This is a genomic window from Paenibacillus sp. FSL K6-2859 (genome assembly GCF_038008265.1).
Classification (GTDB): Bacteria; Bacillota; Bacilli; order Paenibacillales; family Paenibacillaceae; genus Paenibacillus_AQ; species Paenibacillus_AQ nitricinens.
In genome coordinates, this window is the sequence record NZ_JBBOYU010000001.1 from 1,357,637 (window position 1) to 1,377,128 (window position 19,492).

Consider the following 19,492-nt stretch of genomic DNA (forward strand, 5'->3'; position numbering starts at 1 on the left):
CATGTTAAGGCACAAGCTCTTATATACGGTTTTATTATTTACGACTTTATTTGGTATTGTTCTGGATTTAACGATTGCTTGGCTGCTATCAGTAATTACGGATGCGGCGGTTAGACTTGATGTGAAAGCTTTTAAGGGTCTGGTTATATTCGGATTAATCTACTTATTAGTGAGTGCAATCAACGGTTACATCGATCGATATCTCAAAAATAAAATTTCAGCCAAGATCAGAAATGAACTGCGGCTAGATATGATGCGACATGCTTTAGCTCTTCCTCAGTCTTATTTTGACCATAATCATTCCGGAGATTTGTTGTCCCGCTTTACTAATGATAATCAATCTGTGGGTAATGCTACCGGCGAGGTAATGATTGATTTAATCCGTAACCCTTTGCTTGCTCTCGCGGCTTTTGGTTATTTGCTCTATATTAACTGGCTACTGGCATTGATCTGTTTTGCAATGGGGCCTTTGATGTTCCTTACGGGAAAAATTTTTGGTTCAGCGATGCGTGAGAACAGTGTGAAGATTCAGACTAATATGAGCAAGATTACTTCCTTTTTGCATGACATTCTAGGCAGTAGTATGGTGTTTAAATCCTTTAACATTGAACGCAGACTAATGAAGCAATATCAGGAACATAGTGAGAATATCACTTCCGAAGAATTAAAACGGGGAAGAATTGAAGGAGCTACTGGCTCATTCTCCTCTTTTCTGGGAAACTTTACGTTTCTTCTGGCGCTGGTCGTGGCTGGTTATTTTGTGGCAAAAGGATCCCTTGAGGTCGGTGCGATGATTGCTTTCATCCAGCTCATGAATTATTTAGTGATGCCGTTCTCGGCATTGCCAGGACTGATCAATTCGATGCAGCAATCACTTGGGGCGGCGGGACGGATCTTTGAAGTGTTGGATAGCCCTGTAGAAGTGGAGGCTTTACCCGAAGCAGCTACGAAGCAGCCTGAATTTGAGCGTATGGTCATGTCCTCGGTATCCTTCTCTTATCCGGGAGCGGAGAGACGTAGTTTGTACAAAATCAGTTTAGAGCTTCAAAAAGGGGCTCAAATGGCAATTGTGGGACCGAGCGGTGGAGGGAAATCTACGCTTTTTAAGGTACTCCTTGGGTTGTATGAACCTGATGAGGGTGATGTATTTATAAATAATGAGAAGACAAGCGAGATGAGTTTAGCTAAACTTAGGAGCCACTTCTCTTATGTGCCGCAAGAGTCAGGGCTTTATACAGGAAGTATCCGTGATAATATCCGAAATGGAAATCCAGATGCAGATGAGCATGAAATTCTGGAAGCTTTGCGGCAAGCGAACGCTTATGATTTTGTAATGGAGTTACCGGAGGGTCTCGATACAGATATTGGTGAGGAAGGCTCGCGCCTGTCCGGTGGACAACGCCAGCGACTATCGATTGCGAGAGCGATTCTTAGGAACTCTCCAATTTTGTTGCTGGATGAAGCTACTGCTGCGCTTGATAATGAATCGGAGAAGCTGGTGCAGCAAGCGATTCGTAAATTAATGGGAGACAAAACCACACTCGTTATCGCTCACCGTCTATCAACGATTCAGAACGCTGATGTCATTCTAGTGATGGAGAACAGTGAAATTGTAGAGAGTGGTACCCACCAGGAGCTACTTGCGGCAGAAGGAAGATATCATGATTTGTACTATTCTCAGCTGGAAGAGGAAGAGGCTGGGGAGGGTGAGCAAGAGTCATTGGAGCTTGCATCTACAGGAGTACCGAGCTTGCTGAAATAACAAAAGGGTGTTGCAACGTCATATATCATGACGTTACAGCACCCTTTTTCTTAAGAAAGTGAATTTATATAGATTGAACATTAACTCTATATAAGTTGAACTTTAAAATATTCTAAAAAGGGAAAAGTGAAGGAGGGGAAATCTGGTGACAACAGTGGCCGGAAGTCCAAACATTCCCCGCAGTCTCGCACTTACCTGAATAGAAAAATCTTAAGTTTAACGTATATAAAACTATTAAGTTCAGCCGATTTAATTCACTTTATTGAGAATGAATTTATCAATCGCGTATTTTACGCCATCTTCATTGTTGCTTAGGGTTATGAAATCAGCAATTTCTTTCAGCGCAGGAATAGCGTTCGCCATAGCAACGCCAAGACCAGCAGCCTCAAGCATCTCATGGTCGTTCCAAGAGTCACCCATAGCCATAGTCTCGGAGAGATCACAACCAAAATGATTGGCTAGGAATTCAAGCGCAATTCCCTTGGTTCCTTCATGATGCATGATTTCTAGGAATTGTGGTTTGGATTTGGTAATATGCACGGAATCGCCGAGCAATTCACGTAGAATTGGAGCCAGCTCATCCAAAAATGCAGGATCGTCGATAATCAGCATTTTTGGTGTTTTTTGTGGGACAAGTTTTTCCCAATCTGGTTCAATATAATATGGCGTTTTGTTCAGGTCTGTATAATCTTTGATCTTCTGGTTGTCTTCACGGGCATACAGCTTGTCGTCAATGTAAGTTTGCAAATGCAGATTATGCTCCACGCAGTAAGTGAACAGCTTGTGTACCGCATCTTGTGGCACGTAACGCTCATATAGTACCTTTTCATCGAGCAAGTTCTTAACGAGTGCGCCTTGGTAAGTGATGATTGGCACGTTAAGTCCAGTTTGACGGGCAATGGCTTGCGCAGAAGCATAAGCTCGGCCTGTAGCAAGGGTTACAACAACGCCAGCGGCTACAGCCTCTTCAAGCGCAGTCTGTGTAGCGGGTGTTACTTCCTTGTCATCGTTAATTAGAGTGTCATCAATATCAATCGCGATCAATTTGTACATTTGTCTCTCTCCTTATCTCTTTCTAAATAAATGTAATTTGGAAAAATAATTCTTCTTATGTTGATTCTGACCCGGTTCCGGACTCAGCTCTGCCATAAGCATAGCTCCCAGAATACAACCACAACCGAGCAGAGCGGACAACCCAAGCGTTTCGCCGCCAAAGGCTAAGCCTGTCAGAACAGCGAATACAGGTTCTGTGGCATAAATAATGGCTACCCGGGAAGGCGTAGTGTACTTCTGGCAGGCGGTTTGAATCCAGAAGGCAAAAGCGCTGGTAGGACCAATAGAGATTAAAAGTGCCCAGAGAACGTCCGGGTCCTTGATAAGCTCTGCGCTGTGGGCAAGCGGTGAAGCTCCTTCAAAGATAAGCGAAGCGACTATGCTGAACAGTCCAACGAAGGCGAGCTGCAAGGTTGCCAGCGGCAACGCCGGATAATGAGGTGCATAAACGCCAGTGTATGCGACTTGTAGCGCAAAAGCTATGGCGCAGAGCAGGATCAAAGCATCGCCTTTATTCAGGGACAAAGCAGAGCCGGTGAAGGTCAGCAGATAAAGACCTACTGCGGCAAGCGCCGCGCTGAACCAAGTGTAACGTGAAATGGCATGCTTTAGTAGCGCCAGAGAGAGAAACGGAACCAATACGACCGACAGACCGGTAATAAACCCGGTATTGGAGGTGGTTGTATATAGAAGTCCCATGGTCTGGAAGCCATAGCCCATAAACAAAAAAAGGCCTAGCAGCAGAGAATCGCGTACCATGCGGAAACTTAGCTGTTTCCACTCCTTGCGGTAAAAAATAATAGTGATTAGAGCCAGCAACAGGGCAGCACCTGTAAAGCGGATGCTGTTAAACGCGAGTGGAGGGAGCACTTTGACAGCATTTTGAACAATCAGAAAGGTGCATCCCCACATCATCGCCACAAGTAGCAGGCTGAAATCGGCCATACGGGAACGCTTCACTTCTTAGGTCATCCTCTCTTCGGCAAATGCCGTCCTTGTAAGAACGACAAGGTCAAGTTGTCCAAATTGTATCGTATAATCATGGGGAGGACAAGATAGGAATCGCTCAAAGGCTTATATTTAAAGGGATTTAAGGGATAAGGCTAGACAAAAAAACAGGGTCTTGATATACTTCGATAACCGCACATTTGTTCTTGTTTTTCGCATCTTAGAAAGGAGCGGTTTCACCATGATGGGCAGATCCCATTTAATAATCAGCACTGGGGTTACCCTATCTGTAATGAGTTTGATGGCACATGAGATTACAATTCCAGTGATTGCGGTCGCAGCATTGAGCTCTTTGTTGCCTGATATTGACGAACCGAATTCGCTGCTCGTGCGCAAAGCGATTCCAGAGTTTCTATTAAGAGTGCTGCAAATTGCTTTGATAGGCGCGGCGATCTACCTCTATTTTGCCGGAATCGTGGAACGTCCTTGGAATATTGTGCTGGCACTGCTAGTCGGAAGTGTATCTTTCCTTCCCAGTCGAAAGCTGCGCCATTTGGTCATGATCTTGATTGCCATAGCACTCTTTGCGTTCGGGGAAGCCTATGATCCATGGAACTACATTGCAGCGTGCGTGCTTGTAGTCTCATCGCTTGTTCCTCATCGTGGACTGACACATACCTTGTATGGAGTTGCGGGCTGGAGCGCCTTATTGTATTTTGCCTCAGCGGGTATAAATGATGGTGGCAGTCTGTGGATAGCTGGCGGTATGTCGTACGCACTTCATCTACTGGCAGACTCCCTTACTCAAAGAGGAATTACACCATTGCCGCCAGTACCCTTTAAGCTGCGTCTAAAGCTAATGAGTACAGGCACGAAAAAAGGTGGAGCCGTAGAGAACATCTGCATCATGCTGACTCTAGCGTTCGTTGTCTATGTATTTATACTTTCTCCTTGAACTAAAATGAATATGAAAGAGGGGCTTGTCTATTCTTTACGCAAATTGCGCATAGGATAAGCAGGCCCCTTTATTTTTGTATAGCTATTCTTCTAGGAAAACCAGTCCGATAAAGTCCTCCGGCTCAATACGTCCGAAATAATGCTTCAAATCCAGATCAGCTAATGCTTTTCTAACCTCTGCTTCATTATAACGTTTGCCGCGAAGTGCATTTTCAACATCTACTACGTCACCAACCCCAAAGAAGTCACCATAGATTTTGATGTCCTTAATGAGGGAATCCTCAATATCCATACGAATATCAATAATTCCGGCAGGGAATTTGCGTGTGTGTTTGACATTGCTTTTTGGCGATAGACCGTAGTTCCAATCCCAGTTCTGGTAGTGCTCTTTGGAGATTTCGTGGATTTTGTCCCAGTCTGCTTCCTGAAGCTTATACTGAGGGACCTCGGATGGCTCCATGCCAAAGATCGAACGCAGGAGACCGGAGCGGAACTCTTCAATGGTCATGTCTGTACCTAGCAGCTCTTTGATGTTGGCTACGCGACTACGTACGGATTTGGTGCTCTTCGATTTGAACTTCTCTGGATTTACTTTTAGCGAGGCTTGTACATTGTCCAAATTGAGATCAAACATCAGTGTGCCATGGCTGAACATGCGTCCACGTGTGGAGAATTGAGCGTTGCCGGAAATTTTTTGTTCACCGACTTGAAGATCATTTCGTCCGCTAAGCTCAGCGTTAACACCCATGCTTTGTAAGTAGTCGATCACCGGCTGGGTGAATTTCAGGAAATTATGGAAGGATTGGCCGTCGTCCTTAGTAATGAAGCTGAAGTTAAGATTTCCGAGATCGTGATAGACTGCTCCACCGCCAGACAAACGCCGCACAACCTTAATATCATTCTCTTTAACATATTCCTGATTGATTTCTTCAATCGTATTTTGATGTTTACCGATGATGATAGATGGGCTGTTAATATAAAAAAGCAGGTAACTCTCGTCCATCGGCAAGTGTTTCAGCGCATATTCCTCAATTGCCAAATTGATGGAAGCGTCAGTAATCCCTGTGTTATCAATAAAAATCATAGTGAGTTCCTCCGTTGCAGCAAAATTGATTACAGTTCTCATTTTAAACCAAAAGCAGTTTTTTAACAAAAGAGATCGCTTCGTGTTTCGGTGAGTATAAAGGATTAGACTGGATCCGTTGAATTAATGTGATTTTTAAATTGAAGAATTTCCAGCGCACAGTCTTCTTGTTCAGTACTTCATTTTATCGAACATCAACAAATCTTTTGCATTTCTCCAGCCCATGCGGTACTATTTTTATATTGACAAATTTGCAGGTCTAAATAAGGAGGTTACACGCTATGTGCCCCCGTACCAAAGAACAAAATGAGCTCATACGCATACAGCGTAGAGAACAGATCCTGGACGTCGCCGCACGCTCCTACTTTCGCACGGGCAGCAGCTTTGATATTCGCGACGTCGCCCGCGAAGCCGGACTTGGGTACGGCACAGTATACCATTATTACCCCAACAAGCATTTATTAATAGAAGATGTGTTAGAAAGCGGCTTTGAGCGATGTGAGCAAGTTATCGCAAAATGGGCGAACATCAGCGGCAGCCCACCGGATGATTGGCCGCTGTTAATGTATTGTAAAGCGCTGCTCCAGCTGTGGCAGTCGGACGCCCGCGCATATCTCGTCTACAAAATGGCGGCGGAACATTATGTAGGTTTGCCTGAAAGGGATCGACACCACTCCAAAAGAAAATTTATGGAACGCCTGTACGTTCCACTCCAATCGATCGCCCAGTGCGAAGACGACAGCGTCGACCATATGCTTGCCGTGCTGGTCGGTTGCTGTGGGCTGCACTACTATGCGGGCAATTCCGATCTGAACGTTGATCGAATCGCCCGGCTCGCTATTCAAGCTATTACGAAGGGGTCCTGATACGAACATGGTCATTTTAAAAAGCAAGCATGAAATTGAGGCTATCCGCAAGGCATGCCAAGTGGTGGCTGAATGTCATCGTACCATCGCCCCGCTTATCAAACCGGGTATTACCACAAACGATATTGAGCGCATATTCGAGGACATTATGTTGAAGCACGGCGCAAAGCCATTCCAGAAAGGCTATAGGGGCTATCAATATGCAACCTGTGCCTCCGCAAACGATGTAATCGCGCATGGCTTCCCTAGCAATAAGCCACTTGAGGAAGGCGATATCGTGACGATCGACACGGTCGCTGAGCTCGATGGCTGGCTCGGCGATTCGGCCTGGAGTTATGCGGTCGGACAGATCTCGCCGATGGCCGAGAAGCTGATGCGTGTCACGAAGGAATGTCTTGACCTGGGCATCGGGCAGGCTCAGCCCGGCAATCGACTCGGCGATGTGACGAGCGCGATTCAGCGGCATGCGGAATCACACGGTTTCGGCGTCGTGCGCGACCTTCTCGCTCATGGCATCGGCCGCGACCTGCACGAGGAGCCGACTTATATGCATGTCGGCAAGCCTGGAAAAGGCCCCCGTATCAAGGAAGGTATGGTGTTCACGATTGAGCCCATGATCACCGAAGGTACCTACTTCATGACCATCGATCCGGACGGCTGGACCGCACGGACGATGGACAACAAGCTCGCCGCCCAATACGAGCATACGATCGCCATCACGGCTGAAGGTCCACAAATTTTGACCGCGCAATAGAAAAATTAGAGGTCGACCAACGAAATGGTCGACTTCTTTTTTTTGTATTCGGCATAGCAGCTTTCTTTATTCGTACAGGCGATCATGTAAACGATATCCCGTTTCCATCTTCAAGCTGAAGCGGGTTCTGGGACAGCGTGTCCATAGATCTGATGAGACTGCCAGTCTAGAACTTTATTATCTTTTGACATCTCGTAGATTTTAATGTCGATTTGAGGCAAGCGGTTATTCAGGTGATTCCTTTAGTGAGCATTGACGTATTCCCGGCAAAGACGCAATAATGGTGGCAATGAGATACATATCGAACAAACGAAAGTGGATAGAGGGAGTGTAAATATGCTTGAAAAATACGGCCACGGCGGTGATTTGCTAACAGCTGCGGAACTTTATGAGGAGGCTGGTGGCATATTTCTTGATTTCAGTGCAAACATCAATCCTCTTGGGCCTCCGCCAGCCGTCTTAGAGCTACTTAGAACAGCGTTATCTACGGTGGTTGCCTACCCTGACCCTGGACATCGACGCTTCAAAAGTCTGCTAGCAGAGGACCTTGGTATACATAGTAGTTGGTTGACAGTAGGCAACGGAGCCGCAGAATCTATGGCATTGTTGCTGCTTGCGATTGCTCCGCAAAAGGTAGGTATCGTAGAACCTTGTTTCTCTGAGTACCGGCAGCTATCTGTGCAATTCGGCGCAGAAGTATTATCTGTTCAAGGGACAAGGGAACAGCACTTCCGAGCTGGAGTGAACGAGATTGCCGGGCTGCTGGAGAAGGTTGAGCTGCTGTTCCTTGGACAGCCGAACAACCCTAATGGCGTTCAGTATACTGTGGATGAGCTGCGCTGGTTAGCGCAGAAGGCTGAAAGCTCCGGGACGTATTTGGCTGTAGATGAAGCCTTTATTGATTTTATTCCAGAAGCAGAACGAAATACGCTTTTGCCGGATCTGGATCAGTTTCCGCATACGATTTTGGTGCGGTCGATGACGAAATTTTATGCAATTCCCGGATTGCGTCTCGGGTTTGCCATTTCGCATCCGGAGCTGGCAAAGGCGATGACCGGAAAGCAGGTTACCTGGAGCGTGAATGGTTTGGCGCTGCTGGCGGGCGAAGCCTGCCTGGAGTGTGGACACGAATATGGACGTCGCACACGCGAACTGATCGCCACGGAACGGGACCTGCTGCGGCAAGGCCTTATGCAGCTAGGCTGCGATGTGCCGCCAGGCGAAGCCAACTTTCTGCTCTGTGGCCTGCCTTCGCCGTGGAGTGCGGCTGAGATGCAGACCCGTCTTGGGCGTGTCGGTATACTGGTGCGCAGCTGTGCTATGTACCCCGGTCTAGGAGACGAGCATATCCGAGTAGCTGTTAAGGGTTATGAGGATAATGTCCGGCTGCTCAAACAGATGAAGGAAATGCTGGCGGATAAGTGACCCATGTAGCTTAGAGGGCTGCGTTAAGTGACTGTTGTAGCGTAAGTGACTCAGGTGGCATAGAGAAGGCTGAAATTCTATTGCCTAAGTGACTCAAGCGCGCAGAAGTTGGGATTTGATACCAGATGTCAGGGTTCAGCTCGCATCATTAGGTTGTGACAAAGTTTGGTGAGGTAGCTTCTGATGGACATCCTCCAAAGTGCATTCGTTGTATATCGTACAAAAGAATTCGTTTTGCTGGCGCAGGAATTCGATTCTATAGCACTTTGTACAATAGAAATTTGGAGAATGATGTTAATTAGATTTTTTCGTGACATTCTATTGCAAGAAATACAGCAGAATGGCTTTAGCTAGTGTTTCTAGCTGAATCTGTTGTATAAAGTGCAATAGATGGGTGAGGGACGGATTTATAGGTGGATATTAGAGGTATGTGTTGTAGTGGATTTTAGAGCAGATAGTCATTTGCTGAGATAGAAGATTAGGCGGCTTTTGGGTGAGGTTTCTGGGAAAGAGAAGAAGCGACAGCCAAGCTTGTTGGATGAATAGATGAAAGTAATGAGCTGTGGAAGGAGCAGATCGAGATATGGTGCAAATAAAGATTCCATTTGACCTCGCAGGAGGTGTTAAAGAGTACCATTCGGCCATATGGCCGGGGCTTGTTTTGCAGTGGAAGGGAAACCATCTGCTGCTTGAGCTGCCTGCTGAAGCAGATGGATTATCGAGTGCGTTCTATGGTGGAGGAATGAATCGGTTAGAGCGGGCCGTTAATTTATATGTTGACCGTAATTATGAATGTAGTGATCCTGTTCAAGATATGGAGAATAAGCTCCGCGAGTGGGGTTATTCATTATCTGGCTGTGCCGGTCTGATGACGGCTGTACCGTTAGAGCATGCAGCGGTAGCTGAGGAAGACACAGGCTCAGCGGGTATTTTTGTCTGCGTTACTGCTGCCGCAGGAAATGCTGCGCGCGCGGGTGTGGAACGCAATGTGCTGGCTGTTTATCGACCAGGTACGATTAACATCATGTTAGGTATTGATGGCCGCCTGACACCGGCGGCCATGGTCAATGCTGTGCAGACAGCTGTCGAAGCGAAAGCTGCTGCTCTGGCCGATCTCGGGATTACTGATCCCGAGAATGGGCTGATCGCAACCGGAACAACAACGGATGCCATCGTGCTCGCTGTGAGCCAAAGCGGGCGATACAGCGCAGAGCATGTCTATGCCGGAACCGCTACCGACCTTGGGGGCGCAATCGGACGCCTTGTATATAGCGCAGTGAAGGGCAGCTTGCTGTCGGTGCAGGCAAGGAAGGACAGCTAATGAGAAGAGATAGCTGGAGGTGTAGAAGAGTGTTCAAAGGTGACCGTCTATGACAATCGCGTTGGTACTGCTTGCGGCTTATGTGATTGACCGGATTGTAGGTGATCCGCGCAGCCTGCCCCATCCCGTAATTGGTATGGGCAAAGCAATCACGGCTCTGGAGCGGGTGATCCGCCTTATATGGTCAAGCCCGCAAGGCCTGCGCAGAGCCGGGGTGTTATTGCCGCTATGTGTAGCCGGCGGTGCTTGGGGACTTACAGCCATTCTGCTATGGCTGCTGTCATATATTTCACCTTGGCTCGTCTGGATAGCCGAGGCTTGGTTGATTTCGACGACGATTGCCTCCAAGGGACTGAAGGATGCAGGCATGGCGGTGTACGTGGAACTCCGTAAAGGAGATATTCCTGCTGCTCGCAAGGCACTGGGAATGATCGTGGGGCGTGATACGACTTCGTTAGATTCCCCGGAAATTGTGCGCGGCACGGTAGAGACCGTAGCAGAGAACATCGTCGATGCGATTATTTCCCCATTGTTCTACGCGCTCATCGGCGGTGCGCCGCTAGCTATGGCCTATCGGGCGGTAAATACGCTTGATTCCATGGTTGGCTATAAGAACGATAAATACCGTGATCTCGGCTGGGCATCCGCTCGGCTCGATGATGTCGCCAACTTCATTCCGGCACGGATTACGGCATTGCTCTTGGCACTGTGTGCATGGCTGCTTCGTCTGGATTGGCGCAATTGTCTGCAAATGGTCAAGCGGGATGCGCACCTTCATCCAAGCCCTAACAGCGGTTATCCGGAATCCGCTGTTGCGGGCGCACTTGGTATCCGTCTCGGAGGAGAGAATGTATATCACGGTGTCGCTTCATTCCGAGCTTATATGGGTGATCCGGTACGACCGATGGAGCCGGACGATATTATTCAGACCTCGCGGATGATGATGCTCTGCTCTTCAATATTCGTTACTATCTGCGCAGCCCTAGCTTGGATATGGATTGGAGGCTGATGCTAGACATGGCGTTTCCTTGTATAGAGCTAGAATTAGTACTTATTCGCCACGGGCATACTCAGTGGAATGCTGAGCATCGTTACTTAGGACATACGGATCTCCCATTGCTTACTGATGCAGTAGAGCAGCTATCTCAGCTTAAGCAGCAGCTTGATGGGCTGACTGAACGGGGGTCTGAGGTAACAAATGGTTTCTGGCGAGTGTTTTGTAGCGATTTGCTTAGATGTCGAGAGACCTTAGCTTACATTTCCCCTTCGCTAGAGAAGGTAACTGTCTACGATCAGCGTCTGCGTGAAATGAATTTTGGGTCCTTTGAAGGCTGTACTTATGAGGAGTTGAAGGATAACTCACTCTATAGAAGCTGGATTGATAATCCTTCAACGGTTACACCACCAGATGGAGAGACGTGGGCGCAGTTTGACGAACGGTTGCGTAGCTTCCTGTCAGATCTGGGACGAGCGGCTAAGGATACATTTGTGCAGGCTGCAATTACGGAGAGCAAGGATGAGATAATAACAAACAGGGTATTGGTAGTGACGCATGGTGGTGTAATCCGGAATATCCTTGCACAGGTAGTTCCAGAGGTCACATTCTACAGCGCAGTTGCACCTACTCCGGGAACAGCAATGGTACTCAAATTATTTTGGCAGAACGGGCAATGGTCGGCAGATATTTCGGGAAATTGATGAGTAAATCAAATGAAAAAAGGGTTCTATATATTAGGCATGCCTAATATATAGAACCCTTATGTTTATCTATTGTTCTCCGTCAGCGGAGTATTGTGGCTTATTACTTGGGGGCAACCATTCCTTACACGTGTCTGCTCGTGATTGCAGTTCATTATACAGCAAACTGGCGTGGTAGCCGTCGCAAACGGCATGATGGAATTGTCCTGATATTGGCAATAGTATTTTTTCGTCATGTTGAGTATATTTCCCCATAGTAAATATGGGTAGTAAATAGTTTCCCTCGTTATACACGTTCAGGTTAAAGGATGTGAAGCTGACCCACGGAATGCTAGAAATAGGGAAGGTGTTAGGTGGTTCGTTTGCTTTAGCGAATAATTGTTTAACATTTCCGTACATTTTCATATCATCCAGATAACGGCTGTAGAAAACATTAAATTCTTCACCGTATAAAGTCCAAATGCTTGAAAAAGTTTTATCATCATCATGGAAAATTGTAAAACTAGGCGACAAGCTATCCCAATAACCTAATCTGCCTTCGGAATCAAAACATGTGCGATATTCACTGTGGCGGTTTACAACCGTAGTTATCATGTGGATTATTGCTGGGTACAGTTTAATTTCCATATTTTTAAGCTCTGACAGTAGAAGGGTAATGTCAATATTTACGGTCATGCTATAGGTGCATTTGACATTGTTTAAATAGTGTTCGAAATAGGGTTTTCTATTCCAGTTATCAATGACAATCGGGTTAAAAATCATTTATAATGACCTCCTAAAAATTATTTCATTTTTAATTTTAGGAGGTTTGCTGGACTGATTTCACCATATCCTCATCCCAATCTCTCGAGAAATTATTTTGTAACGATGAGTTACCCTTACATTATATACATCTTAAACGATATTTTCGATGTTTAAATGTAAAAGGGAGAGGCTTTATTGTGCTGAGTGAAAAGCATGTTATCGTCGATTTCAGCTCTTGGCTGCGTCAAAGACGGATCGATTATAAGCAATTAATTGAAGAACATCGCGCATAGAACCACAGCCGGAGAAAAATCCCTTGGCTGTGGTTCTTTTTTTAAGCGAGTGATTGTGCCATGATAGCTATGGAGGCGACCAAAGAGATGTTTAAGGATTTTAAGCTCATAGCCGGACGGCCGGTGTATATACAAATTAAAGACTATATGAAGCACTTAATCATAAAAGGCGGTCTGCAAGGGAATCAAAAGCTGCCCTCTACAAGAGAGCTCAGTACACTGCTCAAGGTTAGCCGTAACTCAGTAATCTCTGCTTATGCAGAGCTTGAGGATGATGGATTTGCGTATGCCGTGCAGGGTCAGGGAAGTTATGTGGCACCTACACCTCCTGGCAGTGAAACAATCTCTTCCTGGACGATGGACTGGAAGTCGCGTATCAATGATCATGCGCGGCTGGCGGAGGATCTGGATATCATGAAGCGCGGCATACGAGCGGAAAAGGGGACGATCTCCTTTACGAGCATCGCGCCTGATGAGAGTCTTTTTGATCTAGATAATGTGAAACGCTCCTTTATGGATCGTATGTCGGTGGAAGGCAACGTCTTACTAAATTATGGATATGCCAAAGGGTATAAGCCTTTAATAGACTATTTGAAGCAGTACATGGAGCACAAAGGCGTTGAAATGAAGGGCAAGGACATATTGATTACCAACGGCTTTACAGAGGGATTCGATATTGTATTGTCTGCACTTAGCAAAAAGAATGGTTCGGTCATCTGTGAGAATCCGACGCATCATACGGCGATCAAAAATCTCAAGCTGAACGGCTTTGAGATCACCGGGATTCCTATGGAGCGTGATGGGATTGATCTGGTTGAGCTGGAGAAGGCATTGCTGGAGCAAGCTTTTGACTGTGCTTACTTTGTCCCTTCTTATCATAATCCGACCGGTATTGTAATGTCTCCTGAGAAAAGACAGCGGCTAATGAAGCTGATGAATCGGTACCAAATCCCCGTGATCGAGGATGGTTTTAACGAGGAATTACGCTATTCGGGCTCACATGTGGCTCCACTTATCGCAGCAGCAGGTAGCGGCAACAGCGTAATCTATCTAGGTAGCTTCTCAAAAGTACTTTTTCCGGGACTACGCGTAGGTTGGGTGCTGGCAGATCAGGAGCTGATCTATTCCCTTGAAAGCGTCAAGCGCGCACGTACCATTCATACCTCTACACTAGATCAATCCATTTTGTATCAATACTTATTGGGTGGACATTTAGAGAAGTATTTGAAAAAAGCCAGAGCGGAATATAAACGGAAATATGAATTAACCCTGCAATGCTGTAAGGAGTTTATTCCTTATACGGCGTTATCAGGGGATGGCGGACTGCATCTTTTTGTAACTTTCGCGGAGGGGTTTAATACAAGGGCGCTGCTGGCGGCCTGTCATGAGCAAGGGGTTATTTTTACAGCAGGAGATATATTCTTCACAGACGGTAAAGGTCAAAATACGATACGGATCGGTTTCTCTAGAGTGACAGATGCGGATATCCGCAAGGGGATCGAGATTATTGGTACAACAGCACGACAACTAATGGGATAAAGAGGTGCTTGAGATGAAGATGAAGGTAGGCGTGATTATGGGCGGGGTGTCCTCAGAATATGAGGTATCCATGAATAGCGGTAGAGAGATTTTGAAGAATCTAGATCCCAATAAATATGAAGTTACTCCAATAGAGATCACCAAGCGTGAAGAGCTTATTGAGCAGGTGAAAGGAATCGATATCGCGCTGCTTGCGCTCCACGGAGCTTACGGAGAGGACGGTACGGTTCAGGGGACGCTGGAGACGATGGGGATTCCTTATACGGGTAGTGGCGTTTTGTCTAGCAGCATTTGTATGGATAAAGATCTTTCCAAAAAGCTTATGCGCTGCTCAGGCGTCCATACAGCGGATTGGCTGTGCTGGGATAGTATGAAGGATTATTCTGAAGAAGCCGTAGAGCGAATTGGATATCCTGTTATGGTGAAGCCATGTTCAGGTGGTTCGAGTATCGGTATGGAAAAGGTGAGCTGTAGCGAGGAGCTGTTGAGCGCAGTACAGAAGGCTTTTGCCTGTGATCAGTCAATTCTGATCGAGAGCTATATTCAAGGTCAGGAAATCACTTGCTCTATTCTAAATGGGGAGATGCTGCCCGTTTTGGGAATCACCTCGTCACATGCGGAGTGGTTCGATTACAGCGCGAAATACGATGATGGCGGGGCAGACGAACGGGTCATTGACCTACCAGCTGAGGTGTATGAGCGAGTACGTAATGCAGCCTTAACTTGCTACAAAGCACTAAAATGCAGTGTGTATGCAAGGGTGGATATGCTAATCAAGGATGGTATTCCGTATGTGCTGGAGGTGAATACATTACCGGGCATGACGAAGGCGAGTCTTTTACCAAAAAGCGCGCAAGCGGCAGGCTACACCTTTAGCGGACTGCTGGACGAGATTATTTCCCTTTCCCTAACAGAAAAGAGTCCGAAAGAAGAGGTGCTCAGTCATGCATAATGAATGGATTACTCCGCGTGTACGGGAGATTGCTCCCTCGGGGATTCGGGCTTTTTTTGACCTAAGTACAGGGAATCAGGATATTATATCGCTTGGTGTAGGCGAGCCTGATTTCGTTACACCGGAGCATGTAAGAGCTGCCTGTATTCGTGCTTTGAATAATGGGGAGACGATGTATACACCAAATTCCGGCTTGTTGGAGCTTAGAGAAGAGATCGCCTCTTATCTGCATACAAGCTTCAATCTCCGCTATGAGCCAACTAACGAGATTATGGTTACAGTGGGAAGCAGTGAAGCCGTGGATTTGGCTCTGCGGGCCTTTATTACACCCGGGGATGAGATTATCGTCCCTTCTCCGAGCTATATTGCGTATTCGCCGATTACTCATTTGAACGGTGGGGTTACAGTAGAGGTTGAATCTTCAGCCGAGCAGGGGTTTAAGCTTACTCCTGAAGCGTTGCGGCAGGTAATTACCCCGCGTTCCAAGATTCTTATGGTTAATTTTCCGACTAATCCTACAGGGGCAGTAATGACTTACGAGGATTGGCTGCCCATTGCACAGATTGTAAAAGAGAATAACTTACTTGTCATATCAGATGAAATCTATGCCGAGCTAACCTATGATCGTCAGCATGTCAGCATTGCTGCACTTCCCGGGATGTTGGAACGAACAATTGTTATTAGCGGCTTCTCCAAAGCTTTTGCGATGACTGGCTGGAGAGTAGGTTATGCTTGTGGTGATCAGGAATTAATTGCTGCGATGCTCAAAATCCATCAGTACACTGCGATGTGTGCTCCAATACTAGGTCAAATCGCTGCCATTGAATCACTACGGAACGGTATGGAACATAAGGAACATATGAAACGATGCTTCGATGAGCGAAGAAAGCTGCTGGTTAATGGATTTCGATCTATTGGTTTACCTTGCCACGAGCCGGAGGGTGCATTTTATGTCTTTCCTTCCGTCGCTAATACCGGAATGAAGTCAGAGGATTTCGCTTTGCAGCTGCTCAAGGAGGTTGGTGTTGCTGCGGTCCCGGGCCATGTGTTTGGAGCAGGTGGAGAGGGGCATATTCGCTGCTCCTATGCAGCTTCTCTACAAAAATTGACGGAAGCGTTAGAGAGAATCGAAGGTTTTATGAAAGTGAAGTTGTAATTCAAGTGGTCCCCATCTATCATAGATGGGGGCTTTTCTATGTAGATAAGATAGAATATATAATATGGATATCTTAATTGGAGGTTAAAATATGATTTCAACTATTCAAGAAGTAATTAAACGAATCACACCAGCGGATGAACAGTCTTTCCTCAAGGCGGAGCACCGCTTGAACATTCTAACCAAACCACCGGGCAGCCTGGGACAATTGGAGACGCTGGCCGTTAAGCTCGCTGGAATTTCGGGTACGGAGCAGCCTAGTTTCACCAGACGAACGGTAGTTGTGATGGCTGCCGATCACGGTGTATGCTGCGAGGGAGTTAGTGCATTTCCACAGGAAGTCACCATGCAGATGGCCTATAATTTTCTCAGCGGGGGAGCGGCGGTGAATGTACTGGCACGTCAAGCTAGGGCAGAGGTGAAGTTCGTAGATATCGGTGTTAACGGTGATCTTAGTCATGAGGATCTGATTGATCGTAAAGTGCGCCGTGGAACGGATAATATAGCCGTGGGACCTGCGATGAGTCGTGAAGAAGCGATGAGTGCTATGCTTGTAGGAATAAGTATCGCACAAGAAGCGATTGAGAACGGGACGGAGATTTTTATTACAGGTGAAATGGGCATAGGAAATACAACGGCTAGCGCTGCCATTCTGTGTGCTCTAAAAGGGATAGCACCTGAAGAAGCCGTCGGAAGAGGAACGGGAATTGATGATGAACGTTTACTACATAAGATTGCTGTTGTGGAACGCGCTTTAAAGGTGAATCAGCCGAATCCGGCAGATCCGCTGGATGTATTGTCCAAAGTAGGGGGATTGGAAATTGCCGGTTTGACTGGTCTGATTCTTGGCGCAGCCGCTGCTAGGGTACCTGTCATTCTGGATGGTTTTATTTCGGGCGCGGCGGCTCTTGTGGCGAAGGCACTTGCACCAGAATCCATTGCTTATATGATTGGCTCTCATCTATCAGGAGAACAAGGACATAAGCTGATGCTTGAGCAGCTTGGTCTTGAACCGTTGTTTAACCTGGGTCTTCGTCTGGGTGAAGGAACTGGAGGCGTATTGTCCCTTCATTTAATTGAGGCGATATGCCGTATTTTAAGCGAAATGGCCACCTTTGAAAGTGCAGGCATCTCTGGAGCTGGAAAACAATGAGTATTCTTGTAACGGGAGGCGCGCGTAGCGGGAAAAGTGGTTTTGCAGAAAAATTGATGTCGTCACTGGCAGATCAGGCCTTCTATGTTGCAACCGGACAAGCGTTTGATGATGAAATGAATGAACGGATTGCACTGCATCAGCAACAGCGCTCGCAAAGCGGATATGCTTGGGAGACGTTAGAGGAGCCTTATGATTTGCCAGATCTTCTTAAGCGTTTATCTGGTGAAAAGGCGGTTCTCGTAGATTGTCTAACGTTGTGGTTATCGAATGTACTGCTAGCCATGGAAGGATTTACGGATAGGCAAGAGTTGATAGAGAGCGAGATTACAAGACTTGAAGACAGTGTACGCACATTTCAAGGAAACCTCATTTTGGTCACTAATGAGGTTGGAGACGGTATTGTTCCGGAGTATGAGCTTGGCCGATTGTACCGTGATCTGGCAGGACGTATGAACGCGCTGCTTGCTCGGCAATGCGAGCAGGTTTTTTTAGTGACTGCAGGCATTCCAATTGAACTTAAGAGCAGGGAGTATCGTTTATGAGGGAGCGCAGGGATGCTGCCGCGGCTGCCTTTCAGTTTTTGTCCCGGTTTCCTATAAAGAGTGATCCCGGATTTTCTCCTGAGCTGCTGCGCCGAAGTGTGTTGTTCTATCCCGTGGTGGGTGCAGCTATCGGACTGTGTGTAGCTGCTGGGGCAGCTTTGACGGGATTGATTTTACCAGCTTGGCCAGCCGCTGTCATTACCCTCATTCTATGGGTAGGACTCACCGGAGGTCTGCACCTCGATGGCTGGATGGACAGTGCGGATGGTCTGCTAAGCTACCGACCGAGGGAACGGATCTTGGAGATTATGAAGGATAGCCGTGTGGGTGCGATGGGTGTGCTCGCCTGCGTGCTGCTCTTGCTGTTAAAGGCTTCATTAGTGGCAGCATTAATCGAAGGCTACGCCTATTACGAGCTGCCACTGCTCTTGCTGCCAGCGATCTGGAGCCGCTGGTATATGGTGCGGGCAATGGTGCGTTATCCCATTGCCCGCGGGAACGAGGGGCTGGCCGCGAGCTTCGCCGGCCTCGCTCCCTCGCATGAGCGGCGCACGCTGGCGATAGCCGCGCTGCTCTCGCTAGCCGCAGCCGCTGCGCCTCTGGCGCTTGGCGCTGGCTTCGCCGCGTGGCCGCTGCATCTGGCGGCAGCGTTCCTGCTGCCGGCAGCTGCCTTGGCCAGCGGCACCGTGGCTGCGCGGCGGATTAGCAGCCGGCTCGGCGGGCTCACCGGCGATGTGTACGGCGCGCTGAATGAGCTGCTAGAGGCGGTGCTGCTACTAGTGTTAGTGTTGCTTCAGCACAATTTCATGTGACTGGCTCCTATGATGACGTTGTATCATATTTCGCCAATCATTTTGATTTTTTAGAGTTCAATAGGAAAGAGGGATGACATGGTTGCTGCCATTCTACTATTTGTAATTGCCGGCCTTGCTGAGATCGGAGGCGGGTACTTAGTATGGTTATGGCTAAGAGAATCAAGACCTCTATGGTACGGTTTGGTAGGTTCTTTGATTCTGATAAGCTATGGTATTATTCCTACGTTGCAGAAGTTTCCATCCTTCGGTAGAGTGTATGCAGCTTACGGCGGGGTATTTATCGTGCTCGCTGTGTTGTGGGGCTGGCTAGTAGACAAGAAAACACCCGATGTATATGACTGGGTTGGTGCTGTTATTTGTGTGATCGGCGTTTCGGTCATTCTTTGGGCGCCGAGACACTAACAAAACCCCCCGTTCAACACTTTCG

General features: G+C 47.2%; 19 protein-coding genes. 15 read left to right on the forward strand and 4 right to left on the reverse strand.

Annotation, left to right across the window (positions count from 1 at the left end):
• Position 1: 1 nt before the first annotated feature.
• Positions 2-1,762 (forward strand): ABC transporter ATP-binding protein, encoded by a 1,761-nt coding sequence (locus tag MHB64_RS06030; RefSeq protein WP_341133948.1) that lies wholly within the window; start codon positions 2-4, stop codon positions 1,760-1,762.
• 249 nt (positions 1,763-2,011) lie between these two features.
• Here the strand turns inward: MHB64_RS06030 and MHB64_RS06035 are convergent, their stop codons facing one another.
• Both MHB64_RS06035 and MHB64_RS06040 read right to left on the reverse strand, forming a co-directional pair.
• Positions 2,012-2,815 (reverse strand): Cof-type HAD-IIB family hydrolase, encoded by an 804-nt coding sequence (locus MHB64_RS06035; protein ID WP_060624902.1) that lies wholly within the window; start codon positions 2,813-2,815, stop codon positions 2,012-2,014.
• A 12-nt stretch (positions 2,816-2,827) separates the two neighbouring features.
• Complete coding sequence (locus MHB64_RS06040; RefSeq protein ID WP_341133949.1) at positions 2,828-3,775, reverse strand: DMT family transporter; 948 nt, start codon at positions 3,773-3,775, stop codon at positions 2,828-2,830.
• 229 nt (positions 3,776-4,004) lie between these two features.
• Here MHB64_RS06040 and MHB64_RS06045 point away from each other — a divergent pair, with 229 nt between their 5' ends.
• The gene (locus tag MHB64_RS06045; RefSeq protein WP_094870640.1) at positions 4,005-4,718 is read left to right on the forward strand and encodes a metal-dependent hydrolase; all 714 of its coding nucleotides are present in this window, start codon (positions 4,005-4,007) and stop codon (positions 4,716-4,718) included.
• Positions 4,719-4,802: 84 nt separating this feature from the next.
• Here the strand turns inward: MHB64_RS06045 and MHB64_RS06050 are convergent, their stop codons facing one another.
• The gene (locus tag MHB64_RS06050; protein ID WP_094870639.1) at positions 4,803-5,804 is read right to left on the reverse strand and encodes a lipoate--protein ligase; all 1,002 of its coding nucleotides are present in this window, start codon (positions 5,802-5,804) and stop codon (positions 4,803-4,805) included.
• A gap of 281 nt (positions 5,805-6,085) precedes the next feature.
• Between MHB64_RS06050 and MHB64_RS06055 the strand changes: the two genes are divergently transcribed.
• The 6 genes from MHB64_RS06055 (at position 6,086) to MHB64_RS06080 (ending at position 11,868) form a co-directional block, all read left to right on the forward strand.
• Positions 6,086-6,670 carry a TetR/AcrR family transcriptional regulator gene (locus MHB64_RS06055; protein ID WP_341133950.1) on the forward strand — a complete coding sequence of 195 codons (585 nt, stop codon included), beginning with the start codon at positions 6,086-6,088 and terminating at the stop codon, positions 6,668-6,670.
• Between the two features lie 7 nt (positions 6,671-6,677).
• Positions 6,678-7,424 carry a type I methionyl aminopeptidase gene (map, locus tag MHB64_RS06060; protein ID WP_341133951.1) on the forward strand — a complete coding sequence of 249 codons (747 nt, stop codon included), beginning with the start codon at positions 6,678-6,680 and terminating at the stop codon, positions 7,422-7,424.
• Between the two features lie 336 nt (positions 7,425-7,760).
• Positions 7,761-8,849 (forward strand): pyridoxal phosphate-dependent aminotransferase, encoded by a 1,089-nt coding sequence (locus tag MHB64_RS06065; protein WP_341133952.1) that lies wholly within the window; start codon positions 7,761-7,763, stop codon positions 8,847-8,849.
• A gap of 583 nt (positions 8,850-9,432) precedes the next feature.
• Positions 9,433-10,170, forward strand: coding sequence for an adenosylcobinamide amidohydrolase (locus MHB64_RS06070; protein WP_094876985.1), 738 nt, complete (start codon positions 9,433-9,435; stop codon positions 10,168-10,170).
• 49 nt (positions 10,171-10,219) lie between these two features.
• Entirely contained in the window at positions 10,220-11,179 is a 960-nt protein-coding gene (gene cbiB / locus MHB64_RS06075) for an adenosylcobinamide-phosphate synthase CbiB (RefSeq protein ID WP_094870634.1), read from the forward strand.
• A gap of 8 nt (positions 11,180-11,187) precedes the next feature.
• A complete protein-coding gene (locus MHB64_RS06080) occupies positions 11,188-11,868 on the forward strand; it encodes a histidine phosphatase family protein (protein WP_341133953.1) in 681 nt (226 codons plus the stop codon).
• A gap of 69 nt (positions 11,869-11,937) precedes the next feature.
• Here the strand turns inward: MHB64_RS06080 and catA are convergent, their stop codons facing one another.
• Positions 11,938-12,630: a type A chloramphenicol O-acetyltransferase gene (catA, locus tag MHB64_RS06085; RefSeq protein WP_094870632.1), complete on the reverse strand. Its 693-nt coding sequence runs from the start codon at positions 12,628-12,630 to the stop codon at positions 11,938-11,940.
• 362 nt (positions 12,631-12,992) lie between these two features.
• Here catA and pdxR point away from each other — a divergent pair, with 362 nt between their 5' ends.
• The 7 genes from pdxR to MHB64_RS06120 all read left to right on the forward strand — a co-directional run bounded on the left by pdxR (position 12,993) and on the right by MHB64_RS06120 (position 19,467).
• Positions 12,993-14,444, forward strand: coding sequence for a MocR-like pyridoxine biosynthesis transcription factor PdxR (gene pdxR, locus MHB64_RS06090; protein WP_094870631.1), 1,452 nt, complete (start codon positions 12,993-12,995; stop codon positions 14,442-14,444).
• 19 nt (positions 14,445-14,463) lie between these two features.
• The gene (locus tag MHB64_RS06095; protein WP_280788768.1) at positions 14,464-15,396 is read left to right on the forward strand and encodes a D-alanine--D-alanine ligase; all 933 of its coding nucleotides are present in this window, start codon (positions 14,464-14,466) and stop codon (positions 15,394-15,396) included.
• A complete protein-coding gene (locus MHB64_RS06100) occupies positions 15,389-16,552 on the forward strand; it encodes an aminotransferase class I/II-fold pyridoxal phosphate-dependent enzyme (RefSeq protein ID WP_094870630.1) in 1,164 nt (387 codons plus the stop codon). The genes MHB64_RS06095 and MHB64_RS06100 overlap by 8 nt, the downstream gene beginning before the upstream one ends.
• 91 nt (positions 16,553-16,643) lie before the next feature.
• Complete coding sequence (gene cobT, locus MHB64_RS06105; RefSeq protein WP_280788754.1) at positions 16,644-17,705, forward strand: nicotinate-nucleotide--dimethylbenzimidazole phosphoribosyltransferase; 1,062 nt, start codon at positions 16,644-16,646, stop codon at positions 17,703-17,705.
• Positions 17,702-18,250 (forward strand): bifunctional adenosylcobinamide kinase/adenosylcobinamide-phosphate guanylyltransferase, encoded by a 549-nt coding sequence (gene cobU, locus MHB64_RS06110; RefSeq protein WP_094876991.1) that lies wholly within the window; start codon positions 17,702-17,704, stop codon positions 18,248-18,250. The genes cobT and cobU overlap by 4 nt, the downstream gene beginning before the upstream one ends.
• A complete protein-coding gene (gene cobS / locus MHB64_RS06115; RefSeq protein ID WP_341133954.1) occupies positions 18,247-19,062 on the forward strand; it encodes an adenosylcobinamide-GDP ribazoletransferase in 816 nt (271 codons plus the stop codon). Before cobU ends, cobS begins: the two co-directional genes overlap by 4 nt.
• A 78-nt stretch (positions 19,063-19,140) precedes the next feature.
• Positions 19,141-19,467, forward strand: a complete 327-nt coding sequence (locus MHB64_RS06120) for a YnfA family protein (protein WP_042185628.1) — start codon at positions 19,141-19,143, stop codon at positions 19,465-19,467.
• The last annotated feature ends 25 nt before the right edge of the window (positions 19,468-19,492 follow it).